The organism is Mesorhizobium sp. AR07 (assembly GCF_024746815.1).
In the GTDB taxonomy this organism is placed as follows: domain Bacteria; phylum Pseudomonadota; class Alphaproteobacteria; order Rhizobiales; family Rhizobiaceae; genus Mesorhizobium.
In genome coordinates, this window is sequence record NZ_CP080528.1 from 702070 (window position 1) to 722603 (window position 20534).

The window sequence follows — 20534 nt, forward strand, 5'->3', positions numbered from 1 at the left end:
GATGGAAAAGAAAGGGGTGATCACACTAATCGACGGTCCTCAACGACCTAGCAGCCTGTCGGACTGATGTCTTCAATCGAAGGCAGAGTGGCTCTGGCTGGTCGAGACCTGTGAATGGCCAGGAGCCGGTCCGAGAGAGGCTTTGGTCGGCGATTTTTGACCGGTGGACGCTTTGGCGGTCTTCAGGCTTTGATGACGCCCCCATCAGGCTGGCATCAGGGCGAACATGCGCTTGATGTTCCAGGTCATGGTCACGAGGTTCCATTCGCCGCAAGCCTTTTTGTGGCCGCGCATCGAGAACTGCCGGAAGCCCAGAACGGATTTGATGATGCCGAACACCGGCTCCGGTGTCTGCTTGCGCAACGCATAGAGCCTTTTGCCTTCGGGTGTCTTCAGGCGGTGGGCCATGGCCTCGACAGGCGTCGGATTTTCCGGCGGCGGCGGTGGCTCGGCAAGCCGCTCGCTGAGCGGCGGGTAATGCGCCTGCCGGCCCGTGGCGATCAGCGGCTCGATGCCGGCGTTCGCGCAGGCATCGACATTGGCAGCGCTGAAGTAGCCGCTGTCGGCCAACAGCGTATCGGGCCGTCCCACCTCGTCCGGCAAGGCCGTGATCTTGTAGACCATCGGCGCAAGCTGCTGTTTGTCGTTGGCCGCCTGCACCACCTCCGCCGCGACCACCAGCAGGCTGCCTTCAGCGACGACGGCCTGCGCATTGTAGCATTGCTCGAACCCGCCGCCGGCCACCGGCATGATGCGCGAATCCTCGTCAGTCAGATTGATCTGGTCGGTGGGCGAAGGGCCCGATGCAGGTGGGGACGGCGGCTTGCCGCCGGGCTTCTTGCCCGTGCGCTTTTCCTTTTCCTGCCGCGCCGCAAGTTTTGCCTCATACTCGGCCTGCTCACGGGCGTGGCGCTCTTTGGCCCGCGCCTCGATCTTGGCGCGCGCCTCGGCAAGCTTGCCTAACCGCTCTTCCCGCAACGCAAGTTCTTCGGGGATCGAAAAGCCATCGGGAAGGTCGGCCTGATCGGCAGCTTCGGCCTTCGCCATCAGTTCGGCCACCTCGGCCTTCAGCTGTGCTTCGATCTTGCCCGCATGCTCATACGAAAGCGCGCTGTGCCGGCTGGCATTGGCGTGCAGCTTCGTCCCGTCAAGCCCAACCGTGCCCATCTTCAGAACGCCCATCTCGCGCGCCAGCAGCAGCACCTGCACAAACAGACCTTCGATCTCCTTGAGAAAACGCCGCCGGAACGCCGCTATCGTATCGTGGTCAGGATGATCGTTCGCCGCGATAAACCGGAAGGCCACCGAGTCATACGTCGCCCGTTCAAGCTTGCGGCTCGAAAAAACTCCCGTCGCATAGCCATAAACCACAACAGCAAGCAGAACCTTCGGGTGATACGACGCCGAACCCGACCCGCGATAGCTGCCGCTCATCGCCCGCAGGTCCAGCCCTTCGACAACCTCCACGACAAAACGCGCAAGGTGCCGCTCGGGAAGCCATTCATCCACCGAGGGCGGCAGAAGAAACCCGCTCGTACGATCGACCATTCGAAAGTTGCTCATCGCACAACCGGACATCTGGCTGGAGAATCAATCGCTTGATTCTAGTCGATATCCCTCCGGTGCGCTAAGTCCGACAGGCTGCTAGACAACTTCGATCCATCCCCTCCCGCCCGATCCGGAGTGGCCACCCCGGATCGGGCATCTCTTACTGGACCAAACGGCTTGGAAAGTCATAAGACAAGACAACTTCATCAATCAATTACCAAGCGACAGATATCCAGCGCTTTGAAAAGCGCCCTGCCGGTTTGGGAGGCACACCGGCAGGGCGCGCCGCGCATAAGTCGCCACCGCGTGGCGACCCGACAGTGGCGGCAGGCTGTGGCTTTGCGTAGCGAATCCGTGGTAGCCCCTTAGTCGCTTGCGTCAGTTTATACCTTCGCTGGAAACAAAATCGGCAACCTCGTCGAGAGTCTTTTTGGCCCTTGCCACGACTTCGATTGCTTGCTCTTCGGTAATGATGAGCGGAGGGCAAAAAATAAGCTGGTCGCCGACGACGCGAACAATCAGGTTGTTCTGGAGTCCACAAGCAAATGCCTTTCCGCCTGCCCTGCCGAACTGATTGAATCCTTTTCGCGAAGATTTGTCAGGTACCATCTCGACGGCTGCCATCAGGCTGACGCCGCGTACATCTCCAACGATGGGGTGATCCGAAAGCTTCTGGAGATACTCCATGAAGACCTTGCCGACCCGCGCCGAGTTGCCTACCAGATCCCGCTCCTCGATGATCTTAAGGTTCTCAAGTGCAACCGCAGTGGCTACGGGATGGCCGGTCGTTGTATAGCCGTGACCCCAGGTTCCGATCTTTGCCGTGTTATCAGCAAGTATATTGTAGAATTCCTCTGTGAACAGAATAGCTGCTAGAGGCATGTATGACGATGTAAGCTGCTTTGACGTCACCATAATGTCTGGTTTAAACCCAAAGTAAGTGGATCCAAACATCGTACCCAGGCGGCCGAAACCATTCACGACCTCGTCAGCTACCAAGAAAATATCATGCTTGCGGCACAACGCTTCAACGCCTTGCCAATAACCCACCGGCGGAACCAGCACGCCGGCAGCAGCCATCAGCGGTTCGCCGATGAACGCCGCAATCGTTTCGGGGCCTTCCGAGATGATCGTATCTTCGATTTCTTTGAGAAGGCGTGCCGTGAACTCCGCTTCAGTCTCTCCGTCGTAACCGGACGTGCGAAGATGGGGGGTCGTCAGATGGATGACGGGAATAATCGGCAAATCGAAATCGCGATGATTATTCGGCAGCCCGGTGAGACTTCCGGACACCATTGTGATGCCGTGGTAGCCCTTGGTGCGAGCAAGGAACTTCTTCTTCTCCGGCTTTCCGCGCGCGTTGTTGACGTACCAGACCATCTTCACGACGGTGTCGTTTGCTTCCGAGCCCGAATTCGTGAACGACACGCGGGTGATTTGTTCGGGCGAAATCTCTACGAGCTTTTCGGCCAGCCGGATGTTGGGTTCGTGGCTCATATGATTGAAGGTGTGATAGAAGGGCAGCTTTCGCATCTGCTTCGCCGCAGCCTCGACGAGGCGCGGCTCACTGAAGCCAACTGCAACAGACCAAAGGCCTGCGAAGCTTTCAATGTACTGCTTGCCGCTAATGTCGTAAACGTAAATGCCTTCGCCGCGGTCCATGATTAGTGGGCCCTTGGTCTCATGTAGGCGAGCGTTGGTAAAGGGATGCAGGCCTGTTGCTATGTCAGCTGCCGCTAAAGAATTTGAGAATTGGTTTCCAGTGCTCATGTTCACTGCTCCGGCAATTAGGTTTGGATGCTTCCGGCGAAGCAGCGCTTTCGAATTGAAAGCCTTCGCACCGTAGGCCAAGCGTTGTGAGGAACGTCGACGATGCGTACCATCTGTCAGCAGCGTCGAGTGGTCAAATGGGGATTCGAGATTTCAGCCATCTAAGATCGCGATTGGACTCTCCCTTGCGCCCCGTCGCCATCTAGACCTAGCTAGTTTCCGTCCACAAACGCACGTATTCCGTTTTGTTTACAATCACTTGTCGTTGACTGAAACGCCTTTACGCATCCTGGACAGGATCGAGGGGCTGGCTATCGAGCAGAAAGGCGTTGTGGGCGCGATCACGCTCACGCCACGAGGCCGGCTCTGGCCGGTGCGATGCAATTCCAATACCAGCCGGCATCAGGTCGGCTTGAGGCGCGTGAAGACGACGAGATTGTAAGCCACGACCGAGGACCAGACGTAGCTCTTGAAGTGATCAAGACCGCGCCAGGTGCAGCGCGCCAATCCGTAAGCGCGCTTGAGGCATGAGATGTCGGCCTCGATGCCGGCACGGAAGTTGCGCAGCTTGCGATAGACCCAATTGCTTCTGACCATGTCCTTGATCCTGAGGCCGGCTTTCTTGTGGAATGCCATGTCGCGAACGCCCAAGGTCTTCGCTGTAGCCAGATTGCCGCGACTGGCAAAGCCGCCGTCGGCCGCCGCCTGCCGTGGCGCGTGACCATAGAAGGCGATGTGGCGTTCCAGCATAGGCAGAAACCGTTCGCTGTCGGCCGGATTGCCCGCTTCGATCACCAGATCGAGGATCATGCCGCTCCTGCCGGTGGTCAGGTTGAGCTTGTGGCCGTATTCGGTGTCGCGGCTGCCTTTGATAATGATATCGGCATGGGGGCTCGAACAGGCTGACCAGCTTGTCGCTGGCCGGCACGAACTCGCCGGCCAACACCCGCCGCTCACTCTGTGTGATGACGCGTTCGATCAGCGGCCGATAGCGACAGACCTGGGCCTGCCAGAGCTCGACGAGTGGGTTGACCGCCACGGCCAATTGCGCCGCCGCCTGCCGCAGATAGGCCAAGGTGGCGCGGGTGATCGCGATCAGTTCGTGGTAGAGCAGAACACGATTGGGTCGACCGCGCGTGAACTGGATCTTGCGGGCGCGCTTCTTGGCCGCGCGGCAGTGATCGTGCCATTCCAAGCCGGCGCCGCCGGCCAAGGTATCGGCCTGCTTTAACAGGCGCACCATGATTCGGACGGCGTCCCACAACAGGCTGCTGTCGCTCGGCTCGTGCATGAGTGCCGAGGTCACAGTGCTGTCCAGCCGCACGACACCGCCATCTTCCAGTTTTGCCTGTCGGGCATTCGAAAGCAGCACCCGATTGATCTGCTCCCAGGTCTCGGGCCGAATCGCGCTGATCGTCTTTTGCAGCACCGACTTCTGCGGGCTCCAGGACCACGGCTGGCAGCCGCGCAAAGGCCCGGAACGATGCCGAGTCCTCCAGATGAAATGCCAGCTCCTGATAGGTCAATTGCCGGTATTGCTTGAGAAGCGCGCAACGTAAGACCGCTTCGGCAGGTAGGCCTTGCCGTCCGGTGGCCCTCACGCTGCACCGAACCAAGTCTCGCGCCACCAAGCCAAGCAGATCGTGGTGCTCGTCCAGCCATTGCGACATCACCTTTAGTTCGTGGCCGATCTCGTGCGTGGCAAAAAGATCGAATATGCTGGCTTGGACGGTGCGTTCTTGGCGCATTGTCGGCTCCGGCGGTTGCAGATTGTGCTTTGGAATCAGTGGCATGAAACCAAAGTATATCTGAAACCGCCGGGCCTTGCCTGCCAAAAGTCACAATTTAAGCAATAAAATCAACAGTTTGACGTTTGTGGACGGAAACTAGACTAGCTATGAGTCCGGCGCTCGGAGGAACGTTCGCAAATCGACGCGTACTCCGTCGAATTCTCACTCCGCAATGATAAGATCGGCATGGCGCTCCGCGCGGAGCGCCGATGATCGTGAAGGCGCCTCTCGAACGCCGCCGTCGGCCCTGGCGTTGACACGGTGGGCTGTGAACCAGAAACGACCCAATCCAAGCTCTGGGGCTGAGATATCGCCCCCGATCAAGTTCATCCGCTGGAGCCGGCTCGGGGTGTTCAACCGCATCCTGACCGAACTGGCGGCACACGGTGGCAGCACCGACAAGCTGATGATCGACGCCACCCACCTCAAGGCGCACCGCACGGAAGCCAGCCTGCTCAAAAAGGGGCTCTATCCCGATGTATCGGACGCGCAAGAGGCGGTCTGACCACCAAGCTGCAGGTGGTCTGTGACGACAAGGGACGGCCGCTGCTGCTGCATCTGAGCGAAGGCCAGGCCAACGATCACAGAACTGCTGCCGCCTTGCTCGACGACTTGCCGCCAGCCCGCCATCTGTTGAGTTTCAGCAATCCCCGTTTCGATGTGGTTGATACCGAACGAAGCCAAGTTGTCGCCAAGCAGATGCGGCGGATCGAACCGTTCTTTCCGCGGTCGCACGGCATTGCACGGGTGGATGCGGTTGTAGATCGTCTTGTGGGGGCCGTAGCCAGTAGGCGCATCCCTCCAGCGCAGCCCGTTCGGATGACAAACAGTATCCCGCCGGTCAACCAGTATCAACGCCTTCCAGCCTTAAGCATAGTCGCCGCGCGGCGTAACACGGGTGCGTCGATCATCTTTCCGTCTAGAGCGACCGCTCCAGCTCCACTTTTGCGAGCAGCTTCAGCCGCCTCGACGACCCGTCTCGCATGCTTGAGTTGCTCTTCAGATGGCGCAAAGCCGCTATTCACCACATCCACCTGGCTAGGATGGATGCACAGCGTACCTCGTAAACCTGCAGCATTCGACCGATGGACAAAGGAGCCATACTTGTGGATATCCCGAAACTCTGCGATGGATCCCAAGAGACCGAGAGGTCGAATGCCGCGAAGAGCAGCGGCAAGGACAAGCCGATACTTCACCGAGATGAGGGTTTCCGAGCCTGGATCGCAGCCCAGATCTGCTGCGAGGTCTTCATCACCGCACACGATCGCGACGACACGGGGAGAAGACGCAATCTCGTCCAGCCGGGCTACCGCGTCCGCAGTTTCGATGAGAGGCAATAGCTTGGTGTAGCCTGGGGACAGGCCCAAGGCGGATTCCCGCTCGTCGATAACCTCGCTCAGCAGCGCCAAATGTTCGGCGCTGGCCGCTTTTGCGACCACGATAGCTTTGACATGCTCGCAGACTGCGGCTTCGATATCGCGGACGGCCAACGACAGGGGCCGATTGATACGAACAAGAATATCTCGTGTACCGGTACGAAGGCCGGCGGCCCCTCCTTGAACCGCGGATCGTGCTTCGGCCTTCTGTCCAGCCAGAACAGCGTCTTCAAGATCGAGAATGATAGCGTCGGCGTGAGAAGCGAATGCTTTTTGCATGTAGCGTACGTTGTTTGCTGGAACGAAAAGAACTGAGCGCCAGCAAATGTCGTCCGTATTATTCATCGCCATGGATTTTCTTAGGCCCTCGTCGTGCGTTTAAGTTCTGCGCGATTGTCCATTTGCCTCCTATAATCGTCAAATTTCTTTTGCCGCTGCCAACCATCTTGTGTCCAGATGCAACGCATTTTCCCAAAGAGCGATCTAGAAGCGAGATGGTGAGGGACAACAAACGGTATTTGACCGGCCGTACTTAAGTTAGGAAATTTGATGAAGGGCGTGTGCCCTCTGCCTCGGTGGGATGGAGAGGATCCGTACACATCGTTTCCCAAGGCGAGCCCCCAGACTACTTAAATCAGGCGGAGTGACGTATGTCCGAAAGCATAAACTACAAACTCTTTATCAACGGTACGTGGCGCTCGGGCAGTGACGGCTCTGATCTTGCCCTTACCAATCCAGCTACCGAGCAGGAGTTCGGGCGCGTCGCCGTCGCCTCCGCTACGGATCTCGATGATGCTTTGATGTCTGCACAAAATAGCCTTCTGAGCTGGTCAAAGACGCCGGCCAGCGATCGTGGCACCCTTCTCGTTCGGGCCGCACGCATCCTCATAGGAAAGATCGACGCGGCTGCGACGGCACTTTCCAAGGAACAGGGGAAAACCTTGGCCGAGGCAAGAGGCGAGTATGCCCGTGCGGTTGAGACCCTCGAATGGAATGGCACGCACGCGGAAGAATTGTCGGCCCCGATTCCGATGGGTGAGACGAGGATGATCGTACCGGAAGGGATCGGGGTGGTTGCTGCGTTCACGCCATGGAACTATCCAGCCGTTCTGAATGCCCGTAAGCTTGCCGCGCCGCTAGCGGCAGGCTGCGCGGTAATCCTGAAGGGCGCGGAAGAAACTCCAAGCGCCGGCGTCTTCATTGTCGAGGCGCTGGAGGAAGCTGGAATACCGACCGGCGTTGTGAGTCTGGTTTTCGGCAATCCACCAATGATCTCCGAACACTTGCTGGGCTCTCCTATTGTTCGAGCGCTGACTTTCACTGGCTCGACGCCCGTGGGCAAGCAGCTTGCCAAGATTGCAGCGAACAACCTACAGCGCTGTGTTCTGGAGCTTGGCGGACACTCGCCCATTGTGGTATTTGAAGACACCGATCTGTCGAAGGCTGTCTCGGCCATTTCCGAGTACAAGTTCGAATGTGCCGGCCAGAGCTGTAATGCGCCGAGCCGCGTTCTCGTCGCTCGACGGATTTACGAGACCTTCTTGGCAAAGCTTGTCGAGGCAGCGGCCAGGATCCGGATTGGCAACCCCGACGATCCGGCGACCGAGATGGGACCCATGGCGAATGCTAGACGCATCGAGGCCATGGAGCGCCTGACAAAAGACGCTGTCGATCGCGGAGCGAAGGTCGAAACTGGTGGCGCCCGCCTTGATCGATCCGGCTTTTATTGGGCACCGACCATCCTCAGCAACGTACATCCCGAGTCGAAAGTCCTTCGTGAAGAACCATTCGGACCGATCCTGACAGTCGCCCCCTTCGACTCGATCGAGCAGGCAATCGAAGAAGCAAACGCCACCGAGTATGGACTGGCCTCCTATTTCTTCAGCAACTCGCCTGATGTTCAGAAACGAATGATCAACAGCCTCTTGGCCGGAGCCGTAAGCGTCAACTACCTCAAGGGCGTCTCTGCAGATGCACCAAATGCCGGCATCAATCAGAGCGGATATGGCTACGAAGGTGGCGTTGAAGGGTTGAGAACCTTCCAGAACCTGAAGCTCGTCAACGCGGCTGGCCCTTTGGCGATCAGATAGGGGGCCTGGTCACATCGCCAGTCGCGAGACCAATTGGAGTTTTCGCCGTGGACGAGATCAGAATCTGTCACCGACTGCGATACTGGGGCATGGCTTCCCGGTGGCGTCATTCCAAGAAGGCCTCCGACGGAGCCCGCACGTCATCGCAGTGGATGCCGGTTCAAGCGATCCAGGCCCATACTACCTCGGCGCTGGCGTTTCCTTCACTGATCGAAGCGCCGTGAAGCGCGATCTCCAAATCATTCTGCGGGCGGGAATTGCCCGCGAGATTCCCGTCATCATCAGTTCGGCAGGTGGGGCCAATCCCCACCTCATGCGGCACCGCATCGCGGATCGGCTCGACCGCGCCAAGGACGCCATCGCGTCCGAAGACAAGCTACGGCTACGTTTCGCGACGATCGATTCCGAACTCGATAGAGAAGCGATCGAGGCAGCCTTCAATCAGGCGCGTATTTCTTCCTGTGGCGGTTCCCCCGAGCTTACAGAGCGTGACATAAAGGAGAGCGAACATATCGTCGCGCAACTCGCATTTACCCGGTCCTGGCGGGATCCTAGACTTAACCGACACGCGCTTCGAGCAAGTGGGCGAACGATGTGGTAAGGATCGCTTTTTTCATAAAGGGAATGCGCTGCTACCGACGCGATTGTGCATTTCAGCTGTGGATTGAGGGGCTCCAACTCGAAATGGTCTCTGCGAAGAGTGCCAAGCATGTCATCGAGGCCGTGGCCGGCACGGCGACGCTCGCGAAATCGATCTGGGCGGTTTCGCTCGGTCCACGATGCTTCATCTCGGATTTCCCGACAGAATCTCGACCGCGGGGCAACCTCGCCTTCCCTTACTCACCGTCAGACTTTGATGCGGGAGAGGTGTTCGAGTTCAGTATCTATCACCTGATGCTGGTCGACGACCCGACGATCTTCTTTCCGACGGTTATCGAAAATATTGGCGACGCCAGAGGCGAAAGTGGGTGTCAAGCTAATCGATATCGCTAGCAGCCTGTCGGACTTAGCGCACCGGAGGGATATCGACTAGAATCAAGCGATTGATTCTCCAGCCAGATGTCCGGTTGTGCGATGAGCAACTTTCGAATGGTCGATCGTACGAGCGGGTTTCTTCTGCCGCCCTCGGTGGATGAATGGCTTCCCGAGCGGCACCTTGCGCGTTTTGTCGTGGAGGTTGTCGAAGGGCTGGACCTGCGGGCGATGAGCGGCAGCTATCGCGGGTCGGGTTCGGCGTCGTATCACCCGAAGGTTCTGCTTGCTGTTGTGGTTTATGGCTATGCGACGGGAGTTTTTTCGAGCCGCAAGCTTGAACGGGCGACGTATGACTCGGTGGCCTTCCGGTTTATCGCGGCGAACGATCATCCTGACCACGATACGATAGCGGCGTTCCGGCGGCGTTTTCTCAAGGAGATCGAAGGTCTGTTTGTGCAGGTGCTGCTGCTGGCGCGCGAGATGGGCGTTCTGAAGATGGGCACGGTTGGGCTTGACGGGACGAAGCTGCACGCCAATGCCAGCCGGCACAGCGCGCTTTCGTATGAGCATGCGGGCAAGATCGAAGCACAGCTGAAGGCCGAGGTGGCCGAACTGATGGCGAAGGCCGAAGCTGCCGATCAGGCCGACCTTCCCGATGGCTTTTCGATCCCCGAAGAACTTGCGTTGCGGGAAGAGCGGTTAGGCAAGCTTGCCGAGGCGCGCGCCAAGATCGAGGCGCGGGCCAAAGAGCGCCACGCCCGTGAGCAGGCCGAGTATGAGGCAAAACTTGCGGCGCGGCAGGAAAAGGAAAAGCGCACGGGCAAGAAGCCCGGCGGCAAGCCGCCGTCCCCACCTGCATCGGGCCCTTCGCCCACCGACCAGATCAATCTGACTGACGAGGATTCGCGCATCATGCCGGTGGCCGGCGGCGGGTTCGAGCAATGCTACAATGCGCAGGCCGTCGTCGCTGAAGGCAGCCTGCTGGTGGTCGCGGCGGAGGTGGTGCAGGCGGCCAACGACAAACAGCAGCTTGCGCCGATGGTCTACAAGATCACGGCCTTGCCGGACGAGGTGGGACGGCCCGATACGCTGTTGGCCGACAGCGGCTACTTCAGCGCTGCCAATGTCGATGCCTGCGCGAACGCCGGCATCGAGCCGCTGATCGCCACGGGCCGGCAGGCGCATTACCCGCCGCTCAGCGAGCGGCTTGCCGAGCCACCGCCGCCGCCGGAAAATCCGACGCCTGTCGAGGCCATGGCCCACCGCCTGAAGACACCCGAAGGCAAAAGGCTCTATGCGTTGCGCAAGCAGACACCGGAGCCGGTGTTCGGCATCATCAAATCCGTTCTGGGCTTCCGGCAGTTCTCGATGCGCGGCCACAAAAAGGCTTGCGGCGAATGGAACCTCGTGACCATGACCTGGAACATCAAGCGCATGTTCGCCCTGATGCCAGCCTGATGGGGGCGTCATCAAAGCCTGAAGACCGCCAAAGCGTCCACCGGTCAAAAATCGCCGACCAAAGCCTCTCTCGGACCGGCTCCTGGCCATTCACAGGTCTCGACCAGCCAGAGCCACTCTGCCTTCGATTGAAGACATCAGTCCGACAGGCTGCTAGCGTGGTGAGAAGCAAGAATTCGGGTCCTTTTGAGATGACGCTCGACATTATCTTCAAGACGCGCAGCCTCTACGATCAGGTCAAAGCGCTGAACGCTATAAACGAGGCTGTCATCTCGCGCCTCTACGCCGTTGAGCGGGTGTGCTCGCATCAAGGTCATATCGTTTGATCCAGCATCCGCCCTAAGATTACTTTTCCGAGGCGTATCGCTTCTGGAAAAGTGGGAGACACTGACATTTACGGGGCCCAACAGCATGCGCCATTGCTGACGCTGAACATAAAAGGGATGTACGCCATTGAGTAGCAAGCAAACCGTCGTCAGCGGGAAGGATATCACGAGAAGCATCGCAGATGCGCTTCAGTATGTCTCCTATTATCATCCGGCCGACTACATTCGCTATCTTTCGGCCGCCTATGAGCGCGAGGAGAGCGTTGCAGCAAAAAACGCCATGGCGCAAATCCTGGTTAACTCACGAATGGCGGCGTTCGGTCGGCGGCCGATCTGCCAAGACACGGGGATTGTCGTCGTTTTCGCAAAAATTGGGATGTCAGCCCGGATCGACAGCGACGGTAGTTTGATCGATTTGGTCAACGAGGGTGTTCGAGAGGCCTATCTCGATCCGGACAATCCGCTGCGCCCATCCATCGTTTCGGATCCACTGGCCAGCAGAAAGAATACGCGCGACAATACCCCCGCAGTCGTCCACGTCGATCTGGTCCCGGGTGACAAGATCACGTTCATCGTAGCGGCCAAGGGTGGCGGATCTGAGAACAAGGCGCAGTTCACGACATTGAATCCGAGCGCCTCGGTTTCCGATTGGGTTGTCGATACAATGTCGACGCTAGGCAGTGGCTGGTGTCCACCCGGCCTGATCGCCGTTGGAGTGGGGGGCAGCGCCGAAAAAGCGATGCTGATGGCCAAAGAGGTCCTTAATGAGCCGATCGACATGTTCGACCTGCTTGCCCGCGGACCTTCGAGCCCCGAAGAGGAGCTTCGCGTAGACCTCTATCAGCGCATCAACGCGTTGGGGATCGGTGCGCAGGGACTTGGTGGCCTCACAACGGTCGTCGATGTGAAAGTTGCTACTTACCCGAGCCACGCTGCGTCGAAGCCCGTTGCATTGATTCCTCAATGTGCCGCAAATCGCCATGTCAAGTTCACGCTGGATGGCACTGGCCCGGCCGTCTTGACACCGCCAGACATGAACGATTGGCCTGATATCGACTACGGCAGCACGTTTTCGGCAGGTGCCCGGCGGGTCAATCTGGATACGTTGACGAAAGAGGAAATCGCTATGTGGCACGCAGGCGAAACGTTGTTGCTCTCAGGAAAGATGCTGACGGGGCGAGATGCAGCGCACAAACGGATCGTCGATCTTTTTGATGCAGGCAAGCCGCTCCCCGTCGATATGAAAGGTCGCGTGATCTACTACGTCGGACCAGTCCGCGCTGTGCGGGACGAGATCGTAGGGCCAGCCGGACCGACGACTTCCACGCGAATGGATAGCTTCACTGAGAAGGTCCTGGAGGCGACAGGGCTCTACGCCATGGTTGGAAAAGCCGAACGCGGGCCTGTCGCAATAGAGGCGATTGTGAAACACCGTACTCCATACATGATCGCAATTGGCGGCGCTGCATACCTGATATCGAAGTCGATCAAATCTGCTCGCGTCCTTGCTTTTGAGGACTTAGGCATGGAAGCGATCCACGAATTCGAGGTCCAGGACATGCCGGTGACGATGGCCGTCGACGTAGAAGGCAACTCTATCCACAAAAGCGGTCCAGCCGAATGGCGTCAGCGGATCGCCCGTCTCTAGGGCTCTGAAGCGATCATCGTCGTGGCGGCAAAGCGTCTGCGCCGACGAGGCCGCAGGTCGTGTTCCCCAGGCGTCGGAACTCGCCGACCAAGCACATGCGGCAATGACGATGCGCCCCTTGGCAAGGCCACGCGTCGGATCATGCAGCCGACCGGGACCAATAGAGGAAAGGCTAAGGTGCGGACGAAATGAACAGGGTGGCGGCCGAATCGCCAGCGACATTTGCGCCGCTCCGGAACCCGGTCTTTCGCTCGATCGGGCCACGCAGGTTTCCAGCCTAATGTTTGATCCCAGGCTTTGATGGTGCATCATTATCGCACGAATCAAAGGAAGCACTATGGGCCAGGTTCTTCATGGGAGCGCCACGACGACAGAGGCAGTCCGTCGAGCGATACAGCATAGTCAAGAGAGCCTGAGGCAGCTTGCGAGGCGCTACGGGATCAATCAGAAGACGGTTGCGAAGTGGAAGAATCGGACTTCGGTCGCCGATGTGCCGACAGGGCCAAAGAGCCCCGCCTCGACGGTGTTGACGATCGAGGAAGAGGCCGTGATCGTCGCCTTTCGGCAGTACACCCTGCTGCCGCTCGATGATTGCCTCTATGCGTTGCAGCCGACGATCCCGGCGCTGACGCGTTCATCCCTGCATCGTTGCCTGCAGCGTCACGGGATCAGCCGCCTGCCAGAGGTCGAAGGCGAGGAGCGAGTCAAAACGAAGTTCAAGAGCTACCCGATCGGCTTCTTCCATATCGATATCGCCGAGGTACAGACCGCGCAGGGCAAGCTCTACATGTTCGTCGCCATCGATCGGACTAGCAAGTTCGCCTTCGTCGAACTTCACCAAGAAGCCAAACGGCGCACCGCCGGCGATTTCCTGCGCCATCTCGTCGAAGCAGTCCCCTACAAGATCACTAAGGGTCTGTTGAACAATATGTGAATCCGGAATTCGGTTTTTTGCGGTTTGAGGATTCCCTTTGGCTGGTGGACTTTCTAGACTCGCTTTGTGATTGACGAAGCGGCGATCCGTTTGAGGTATGAGGCGGTGGGTCCCTTGCTCGACGAGCGGGGCCGGCGGCGGTTTGCAGCGGCCGAGGCTCTGGCGGCGGGCCATGGCGGCATCATGGTGGTCTCGCGGATCACGGGCGTGGCGCGCAGCACGATTGGTCGGGGCCTTGTGGAGTTGCGCGACGAGGCGGCTCTGGATTTGACCCGGGCGCGACGGCCTGGCGGAGGACGTAAGGCGCTGGCGAGCCTGGACGCGACCTTGCTGGACGATCTGCGCGGCCTGGTTGATCCGGTCACGCGAGGCGACCCGCAAGCCCCGCTGCTGTGGACCTCCAAGAGCTTGCGCCATCTGGCCGAGGGGTTGCGGGCGCTGGGCCACAAGATCGGCCACAACACGGTGGCGACCCTTCTGCGTGGGCTGGGCTATAGCCTGCAGGCCAACCGCAAGACCCTGGAAGGCGCCAGCCATCCCGACCGCGACGCGCAGTTCCACTACATCAACCGCCAGGTGGGTGCGGCGCTTCGAGGCAGGTGAACCAGCGATCTCGGTGGACACCAAGAAGAAAGAGCTGGTGGGCGACTTCAAGAATGGCGGGCGCGACTATCGTCCAGCCGGCCAACCGGAGCCGGTACGGGTCCACGACTTCCTCGTTCCGGAGCTTGGCCGCGCAGCGCCTTACGGCGTCTATGACATCGGCGACAACAAGGGCTGGGTCAGCGTCGGCATCGACCATGACACCGCCGACTTCGCAGTTAACGCGATCGGCCGGTGGTGGCGGCTGATGGGACAAGCACGCTATCCCAAGGCTAGACATCTGGTAATCACGGCCGACGGCGGCGGCAGCAACGGCTCGCGCGTGCGCCTGTGGAAGCTGAGGCTGCAAACCCTGGCCGACGAATTGGGCCTGACCATCACCGTCTGCCACCTGCCGCCCGGCACCAGCAAATGGAACAAGATCGAACATCGCCTGTTCTCGTTCATCACCCAGAACTGGCGCGGCCGGCCACTGCTCAGCCATCAAGTCATCGTCGAACTGATCGCCGCCACCAAGACCAAGGCGGGCCTCACCGTTCGCTCCGAGATCGATCCCAACCTCTACCCCGCCGGCGTCAAGGTCACCGACCAGGAAATGGCGACCATCAACATCCGTCGCCATGCATTCCACGGCGAATGGAACTACACCATCACACCACGAACCAAACCGTGACGTAGTTGTTCTTCAACAGGCCCTAAGGTCCTGACCGACAACGGCACGCACTTCACGACGCCAGGCGCCGGGGGATCGGCCGCGGCCCTGATCGTCGAGGCGCTGGCCAAGGGAGAAACCGTCTGGGCGCATGCCTTCGAATACGCCTGCGCGCAGCTCGGTATCGAGCACCGCCTCACAAAGCCGAAGCACCCCTGGACCAACGGACAGGTCGAGCGGATGAACCGCACGATCAAGGACGCCACCGTCAAGCGCTACCACTACGAAACCCACGACCAGTTCCTACGCCACCTCGCAGACTTCGTCGCAGCTTACAACTTTGGGCGCCGGCTGAAGACCCTGAAGGGACTCACGCCCTACGAGTTCATCTGCAAACAATGGACCATCGAGCCCGAAAAGTTCAGGCTCGATCCGATCCATCAAATGCCGGGACTAAACACCTAAAGCGTGTCGCGATTAATTGGCCTCATATCCGGCAGCCTTGAAGAAGTTTCTGCATTCGGCTGGCTCGAACAGGTGGCAGATATCGCCGAGAGCCTGGCAGAGTGCGTCGAAGGTTCTGGCCGCCTTCTTTCGCAGCCGCGCCTTGAGTTTTGAGTAGGCCATCTCGATCGTGTTGTCATGATGACTCTCCAGTCCGGATTCCTGTTGAGGCGTGAGATAGGCTGACGAGCCAGATACGTTGTGTCCCCACCTTGGCGATGCGGCCCTTGAGCTTTCCGCGCCGGAGCCAACCGTAGACGGTCTGACGATGGACGCCGAGCTGCTCGGAGAGTTCATGCAAGGTCACCTCGTCGTCATTCCGACGAACGTTGCCTGACCAAATGGGTCGCTTCTTTCCAAGTCCCTTTCGCACCAGAAGCTTCTGGACGATCAGGGCGTCGAACATGGCTTTCTTTGCGGGCGCCCAGCCTTTCGCATTGAGATCGTTAGCAATCTGCCGAGCGGTCGCTCCCTCAGCACGGGAGCGCCGCGATCCGGTCCAGTATTTCGTCGTGATGCTCGAGTTGTTCAAAGCGTCTCACGGTTCGAATGATCGGATGTGTCGTCACGACCTCGCCTGCCCAGTGGCATTTTATTTCGGCACGTTCGGTCTCTCCGAACACCCGGATGACCACGCGATCGAGCATCATACGGGCGATGGTCTGTCGGTCTCGCGATGTAGTGGACTGCGCCTTCCACAGGGAAGGCACATCTTCTGCCAACTGGCGAACCGCGTCCTTTTCCTGCGCCGTTAGCCGCTCAGGTTGTCGCGCAAGGGCTCGCTGGTGGTCATCCGCAAGCGCCTGTTTCGTCGCCAGTGCTGCTTCCCAGTCTCGTTCCAGCGTCCGCGCGACCAGGCGGTTGTCAGGGTCGACAGCTTCGTAGCGTCGGCGCGCGAGCGCCGTTTCATAATCCGCGCGTTCCAGTCGCTGCTTCCAGCCTTCGTGCAACTGCTGCCGTTCGAGTTCGATATCCTCGGCAACTTGAAGACTGACGTCGATTGCCGAGGGTGAGAGGGCTTCGAGCATCAACGCGGTCACACAGGTGTCCACCGGACGAGCGCTGATCGACTGGCACCGTGGACCGCCGTAGGTGGTGGCCTCATAGCTGCAGCTATATCGTGCTTCCCGCCCGTCGTCATTGTAGCCGGTCACCATTTTTCGGCTACACACGCCGCACGAGATCAAGCCGCCAAGCAGTGCTGCGCCACCACGCGGGACGCCGGTATATCGCGAACGGTTTGCCGCCATCAACTCCTGGTTCCGCTCATACGTTTGCCAGTCAATGTACGCCGGAAATGCGCTTTGGTGCAGCACCATCCATTTTTGCGGATCGCGAACAAAGCGTCGGCCGCTGTGAGGTTTGCCAGGAACCCGGAGCCGGCCGTCGTGGCGTCGGCGCCCAAAGACATAGGCGCCGGCATAACCAGGGTGACGAAGCATGTCACCGAGCGTCGCTGTATTAGGCCGGTTCCAGCACACGTCGCCCTTTTCAGGTCCGCTCCGGATTCGATCAGGAAGCGCAATGTCATGGTCCACGAGGTAACGCAGGACACCACTGATGGAGCGACGCTTTTCAAACAAGGTGAAGACCAGGCGTATGACCCTTTGAACCCCCTCGTCCGGGTCCAATGCCACTTCGCCCGAGGGCTTCAGCACGTAACCGCGCGGTAGACCGAGAATGAGTTCGCCGCGCCGCGCCTTGGCTTTGCGCCCTTCGTGCATACGGGCTTTCAGGATATGGAGTTCAGCCTCACTCATCGTACCCTTCATGCCGAGCAACAGCCGGTCGTTCGGCTTGGCGGGATCATACGAGCACACATCTTAATGCCCCAATTAGATTTGGAGATGATCAGCGCATAACAGTTACTGATCCGGCACACCCTCTTTATGGGCGCGATTTCATTTTAGCGGCAGGACCGAGCGGCGCCGGCGCCTATCGTCAGCTTCTTGTCGTTTACCGCGATGATGTTCTCCTGAAGATTCCGATCTCGGCCACCAATCTGTATCCATCGGCACCAGATTCGCCGTCAGCCAAGCTTTCGACTGCGAGCGTTCGCGATTTTATTCGCCTGGTCAGTTGCGCAAAGGCGCAGGCGCCGCGAAGTTCCGGCGATATGGCTGAGCATGATAGCCTGACGTCAGAAACCGAATCACCCCGATCGGAACCGCATGGTTCTCTGGAGGGCGAGCCATGATGTCGGATCTGATAACAACCCAGCATTTGTGCCGAAAAGCCGTGATTTACATCCGGCAATCGACACCACATCAGATGGTCAACAACCAGGAAAGCCTGCGGCTGCAGTATGCATTGCATCAGCGTGCGGGGGATCTCGGCTGGGACGACACCAATATCGAAGTGATCGACGCGGACCTTGGCCAGAGTGGAGCTGCGGCGGCTCACCGTGCCGGCTTCAAAGATCTCCTTGGACGCGTCACATTGGGTGAAGTTGGCATCGTTCTCTCGTATGAAGTGACACGGCTTGCCCGCAATTGTTCCGATTGGTACCCACTCCTCGATTTATGCGGCTATCGGCAATGCCTCATCGGCGACCGCGACGGAATTTACGACCCGGGCTCGGCCAACGGGCGCCTGTTGCTTGGCCTGAAGGGTACGATCTCGGAAGTGGAATTGCACACGCTTCGTGGCCGCCTGACGGCTGGTCTGCTCAGCAAGGCTGAACGGGGTGAGTTGGCTTTGCTGTTACCAGCCGGGTTGGAGCGGGATACCAATGGTGTCGTGATGAAGGATTCAAACCAGGAAGTGCAGGACCGGATTGCCCTGATATTCTCTGCATTTTGGGAGTTGGGCACCGTCGGAAAAGTGATCCGTTCCTTGCGGGATCGTGCGCTCACCATACCGCGGCGAAATCGATTTGGCGACGTTGTCTGGCGCGTCCCAACTGCCAACATGCTTGCCGGGATGTTGAAGAACCCGGCCTATGCCGGCGCCTTCGTCTATGGCCGCACCCAGTCCTGTCACGCCAGGTATGCGAGTGGTAAAATCATCTCGCGACGCCGGCCAATGGCAGAGTGGAAAATCGTAGTTAAAGACCGTTATCCTGCTTATTGCGATTGGGAGCGTTACGAGCGGATCCAGACCATGCTGAGCGACAATCACGCTGAATACCGACGAAACCAGACACGCGGTGCGCCGCGTGATGGCGCGGCGGTGTTGCAAGGCATTGTCTGGTGCGGGCGATGCGGCCATAAAATGGGCGTCGAATACAAGAACGGCAATCGTTACGTCTGCAACTTCCTGGCACGCAGCCAGGGCGGAGCCTTATGCCAGCATTTGCCAGCCGATCCCATCGACGCCCGCGTCGTTGAGGCCCTCTTCGCGGCGGCCAGTCCGGCCGAGTTGGCCGAGTTGATGCACGCCAAAGATGCTCGTCAGCAGGCAGACGAGGCTTTTGAGCGCGCTGAAGAGCAGCAGATCAAGCGGCTGCGTTATCAAGCGCTGCTCGCAGAACGGCAATACAATCGGGTTGACCCTGACAATCGCCTGATTGCGGCCGAGTTGGAGCGCCGTTGGGAGGGGGCTCTGCGTGAGCTTCGTCAAGCGGAGGATGCACTTGAGCGCCGTCGCGCAATGCAAAGTCAATCTGATGATCTGACGCCGACAGAACAGAATGATTTTATCGCTGCCGGTTCGCAACTTCCCGAATTTTGGCAGAGACCTGACATAGAGTGGGGACGCAAGAAAGCCTTACTACGCAGCCTGATCGACAAAGTGATCCTGCAACGGGTGGTCCGAGATCGGATTACGATCCGCATCGTTTGGCGAGGCGGTGAAGTTACCGAACGCGAGGTCGAGCCGAGGGTGCATGCCTTGAGCGCCCTGTCTCGCGGCGCCGAGATGGAGGTCCGGCTGCTCGAACTGGCTCATCAAGGGGACGACGACGCGGCGATAGCGGCCAAACTGACTAAGGAAGGCTTCCGCTCACCGCGCCGCAGCTACGTTCCTGTGCGCACAGTCCAGATCGTCCGACAACGCCATCGCGTATTGAGGCAGTCTACACCAGCCCGCTCTCACCACATTCCCGGGTGGCTAACGGTGTCTGAACTAGCGATGGCAGCGGACGTTTCTCGCTCCTGGATCCGGCATCGAATCCGCAATGGCGTGATCAGTGTCCGCCAAAACGCCCTTCACAAACGCGTTCTGTTTCCAGATGCCGCTGCAACAATCGCCGCAATACAAGAGCTCAAATCCGGCGTGCGGCAACACCTCGACTTTAACCCACCTGCTACCGAATAAGGGTATCAACATGATAGATCGTAGATGCCGTCGGCATCGCCGATCAGCGTGTCGAACAACGCGCACATTTCCAAAAGCTGATGCCAGTCCCTGCACGATCGTGCGAGGCGGGATACTTCGATGCCAATGACCATTCCGACATGGCCGAGCCCAACCTCCGCGACGAGGCGCTGGAAGCCCGGCCGATCAAGGGCTGATGCGCCCGAGCGGCCCAGGTCGTCATCGATCACCGTTATCTGGTCACGACGCCATCCCAGTCGGAATGCCCGATCCGCCAAGGCGTATTGAAGCAGTGTTGACTCGCGGTTGTGCTCGACCTGTCGAACCGTCGACTGCCGAACGTACACGATGGCCTGGCGATCATTGTGGCGGCTGTGGATCTTTTCCGACAACGCGAAGGTGAGCAGGCTCGGTTCCGCATTCATGACCGATCTCCCGATCCGTCGACACACTGCGTTGTATCAGACTGCTGATCATCGCCACGAGGCGTCGACGCCGGTCTGCCGGCAAATCCGTCCATCGGATGTGTGTCCGCTTCTGGTTCATCGCGATATAATGGCTGGTCCGGCATAGTTCAGAGCGTTTTTAGCTTGGCGTCGCGCA

At 59.1% G+C, this 20534-nt stretch carries 14 protein-coding genes and 6 pseudogenes; 11 read left to right on the top strand and 9 right to left on the bottom strand.

The features are described 5' to 3' along the window. Window positions 1-204: 204 nt before the first annotated feature. The 3 genes and pseudogenes from BPNPMPFG_RS39665 to BPNPMPFG_RS39675 form a co-directional block, all read right to left on the bottom strand. The gene (locus BPNPMPFG_RS39665; protein ID WP_258598283.1) at window positions 205-1563 is read right to left on the bottom strand and encodes an IS1182 family transposase; all 1359 of its coding nucleotides are present in this window, start codon (window positions 1561-1563) and stop codon (window positions 205-207) included. Window positions 1564-1926: 363 nt separating this feature from the next. Continuing rightward, a complete protein-coding gene (locus BPNPMPFG_RS39670; RefSeq protein WP_258598421.1) occupies window positions 1927-3318 on the bottom strand; it encodes an aspartate aminotransferase family protein in 1392 nt (463 codons plus the stop codon). Between the two features lie 402 nt (window positions 3319-3720). Further along, window positions 3721-5066: pseudogene (locus tag BPNPMPFG_RS39675) on the bottom strand (ISNCY family transposase). A gap of 310 nt (window positions 5067-5376) precedes the next feature. On the opposite strand from BPNPMPFG_RS39675, the gene BPNPMPFG_RS39680 reads away from it, so the two are divergent. Continuing rightward, window positions 5377-5613: a hypothetical protein gene (locus BPNPMPFG_RS39680; protein ID WP_258598423.1), complete on the top strand. Its 237-nt coding sequence runs from the start codon at window positions 5377-5379 to the stop codon at window positions 5611-5613. Here BPNPMPFG_RS39680 and BPNPMPFG_RS39685 read toward each other — a convergent pair. Together BPNPMPFG_RS39685 and BPNPMPFG_RS39690 are read right to left on the bottom strand one after the other, a co-directional pair. After that, window positions 5577-5963: a hypothetical protein gene (locus BPNPMPFG_RS39685; RefSeq protein WP_258598425.1), complete on the bottom strand. Its 387-nt coding sequence runs from the start codon at window positions 5961-5963 to the stop codon at window positions 5577-5579. The genes BPNPMPFG_RS39680 and BPNPMPFG_RS39685 overlap by 37 nt on opposite strands. Next, the gene (locus BPNPMPFG_RS39690; RefSeq protein WP_258598427.1) at window positions 5960-6835 is read right to left on the bottom strand and encodes an HpcH/HpaI aldolase/citrate lyase family protein; all 876 of its coding nucleotides are present in this window, start codon (window positions 6833-6835) and stop codon (window positions 5960-5962) included. The genes BPNPMPFG_RS39685 and BPNPMPFG_RS39690 overlap by 4 nt, the downstream gene beginning before the upstream one ends. A 299-nt stretch (window positions 6836-7134) precedes the next feature. On the opposite strand from BPNPMPFG_RS39690, the gene BPNPMPFG_RS39695 reads away from it, so the two are divergent. The 9 genes and pseudogenes from BPNPMPFG_RS39695 to BPNPMPFG_RS39740 all read left to right on the top strand — a co-directional run. Then, window positions 7135-8574 carry an aldehyde dehydrogenase family protein gene (locus BPNPMPFG_RS39695; protein ID WP_258598428.1) on the top strand — a complete coding sequence of 480 codons (1440 nt, stop codon included), beginning with the start codon at window positions 7135-7137 and terminating at the stop codon, window positions 8572-8574. Between the two features lie 220 nt (window positions 8575-8794). Further along, window positions 8795-9175 carry a hypothetical protein gene (locus BPNPMPFG_RS39700; protein WP_258599145.1) on the top strand — a complete coding sequence of 127 codons (381 nt, stop codon included), beginning with the start codon at window positions 8795-8797 and terminating at the stop codon, window positions 9173-9175. 83 nt (window positions 9176-9258) lie between these two features. Next, window positions 9259-9567 (top strand): hypothetical protein, encoded by a 309-nt coding sequence (locus BPNPMPFG_RS39710; protein WP_413776926.1) that lies wholly within the window; start codon window positions 9259-9261, stop codon window positions 9565-9567. Window positions 9568-9648: 81 nt separating this feature from the next. Continuing rightward, entirely contained in the window at window positions 9649-11007 is a 1359-nt protein-coding gene (locus tag BPNPMPFG_RS39715; protein ID WP_258598283.1) for an IS1182 family transposase, read from the top strand. Continuing rightward, window positions 11007-11468 (top strand): annotated as a pseudogene (locus tag BPNPMPFG_RS43500) (DUF4387 domain-containing protein). The gene BPNPMPFG_RS39715 and the pseudogene BPNPMPFG_RS43500 overlap by 1 nt, the downstream one beginning before the upstream one ends. Continuing rightward, a complete protein-coding gene (locus BPNPMPFG_RS39725) occupies window positions 11461-12981 on the top strand; it encodes a fumarate hydratase (protein ID WP_258598429.1) in 1521 nt (506 codons plus the stop codon). Before BPNPMPFG_RS43500 ends, BPNPMPFG_RS39725 begins: the two are co-directional and overlap by 8 nt. A gap of 337 nt (window positions 12982-13318) precedes the next feature. Next, a pseudogene (locus tag BPNPMPFG_RS39730) lies at window positions 13319-13909 on the top strand (transposase family protein); the annotation flags it as partial. 72 nt (window positions 13910-13981) lie between these two features. Continuing rightward, window positions 13982-15191, top strand: a protein-coding gene (locus BPNPMPFG_RS39735) for an ISAzo13 family transposase (RefSeq protein ID WP_258598360.1) whose coding sequence is annotated in 2 segments (ribosomal slippage) — window positions 13982-14506 and window positions 14508-15191 — 1209 coding nt in all. Because the reading frame shifts where the segments join, the coding sequence is not laid out codon by codon here. A gap of 156 nt (window positions 15192-15347) precedes the next feature. Continuing rightward, a pseudogene (locus BPNPMPFG_RS39740) lies at window positions 15348-15635 on the top strand (integrase core domain-containing protein); the annotation flags it as partial. A 12-nt stretch (window positions 15636-15647) separates the two neighbouring features. On the opposite strand, the pseudogene BPNPMPFG_RS39745 reads toward BPNPMPFG_RS39740, so the two are convergent. The 3 genes and pseudogenes from BPNPMPFG_RS39745 to BPNPMPFG_RS39755 all read right to left on the bottom strand — a co-directional run. Continuing rightward, window positions 15648-15809: pseudogene (locus tag BPNPMPFG_RS39745) on the bottom strand (IS630 family transposase); the annotation flags it as partial. 1 nt (window position 15810) lies between these two features. Then, window positions 15811-16080, bottom strand: coding sequence for a helix-turn-helix domain-containing protein (locus tag BPNPMPFG_RS39750; protein ID WP_258598431.1), 270 nt, complete (start codon window positions 16078-16080; stop codon window positions 15811-15813). A 67-nt stretch (window positions 16081-16147) separates the two neighbouring features. Then, window positions 16148-17446 carry a recombinase family protein gene (locus BPNPMPFG_RS39755; RefSeq protein WP_258599114.1) on the bottom strand — a complete coding sequence of 433 codons (1299 nt, stop codon included), beginning with the start codon at window positions 17444-17446 and terminating at the stop codon, window positions 16148-16150. Between the two features lie 421 nt (window positions 17447-17867). Here BPNPMPFG_RS39755 and BPNPMPFG_RS39760 point away from each other — a divergent pair, with 421 nt between their 5' ends. Continuing rightward, complete coding sequence (locus tag BPNPMPFG_RS39760; RefSeq protein WP_258593427.1) at window positions 17868-19931, top strand: recombinase family protein; 2064 nt, start codon at window positions 17868-17870, stop codon at window positions 19929-19931. Between the two features lie 11 nt (window positions 19932-19942). On the opposite strand, the pseudogene BPNPMPFG_RS39765 reads toward BPNPMPFG_RS39760, so the two are convergent. After that, window positions 19943-20356: pseudogene (locus tag BPNPMPFG_RS39765) on the bottom strand (recombinase family protein); the annotation flags it as partial. Window positions 20357-20534: the final 178 nt, after the last annotated feature.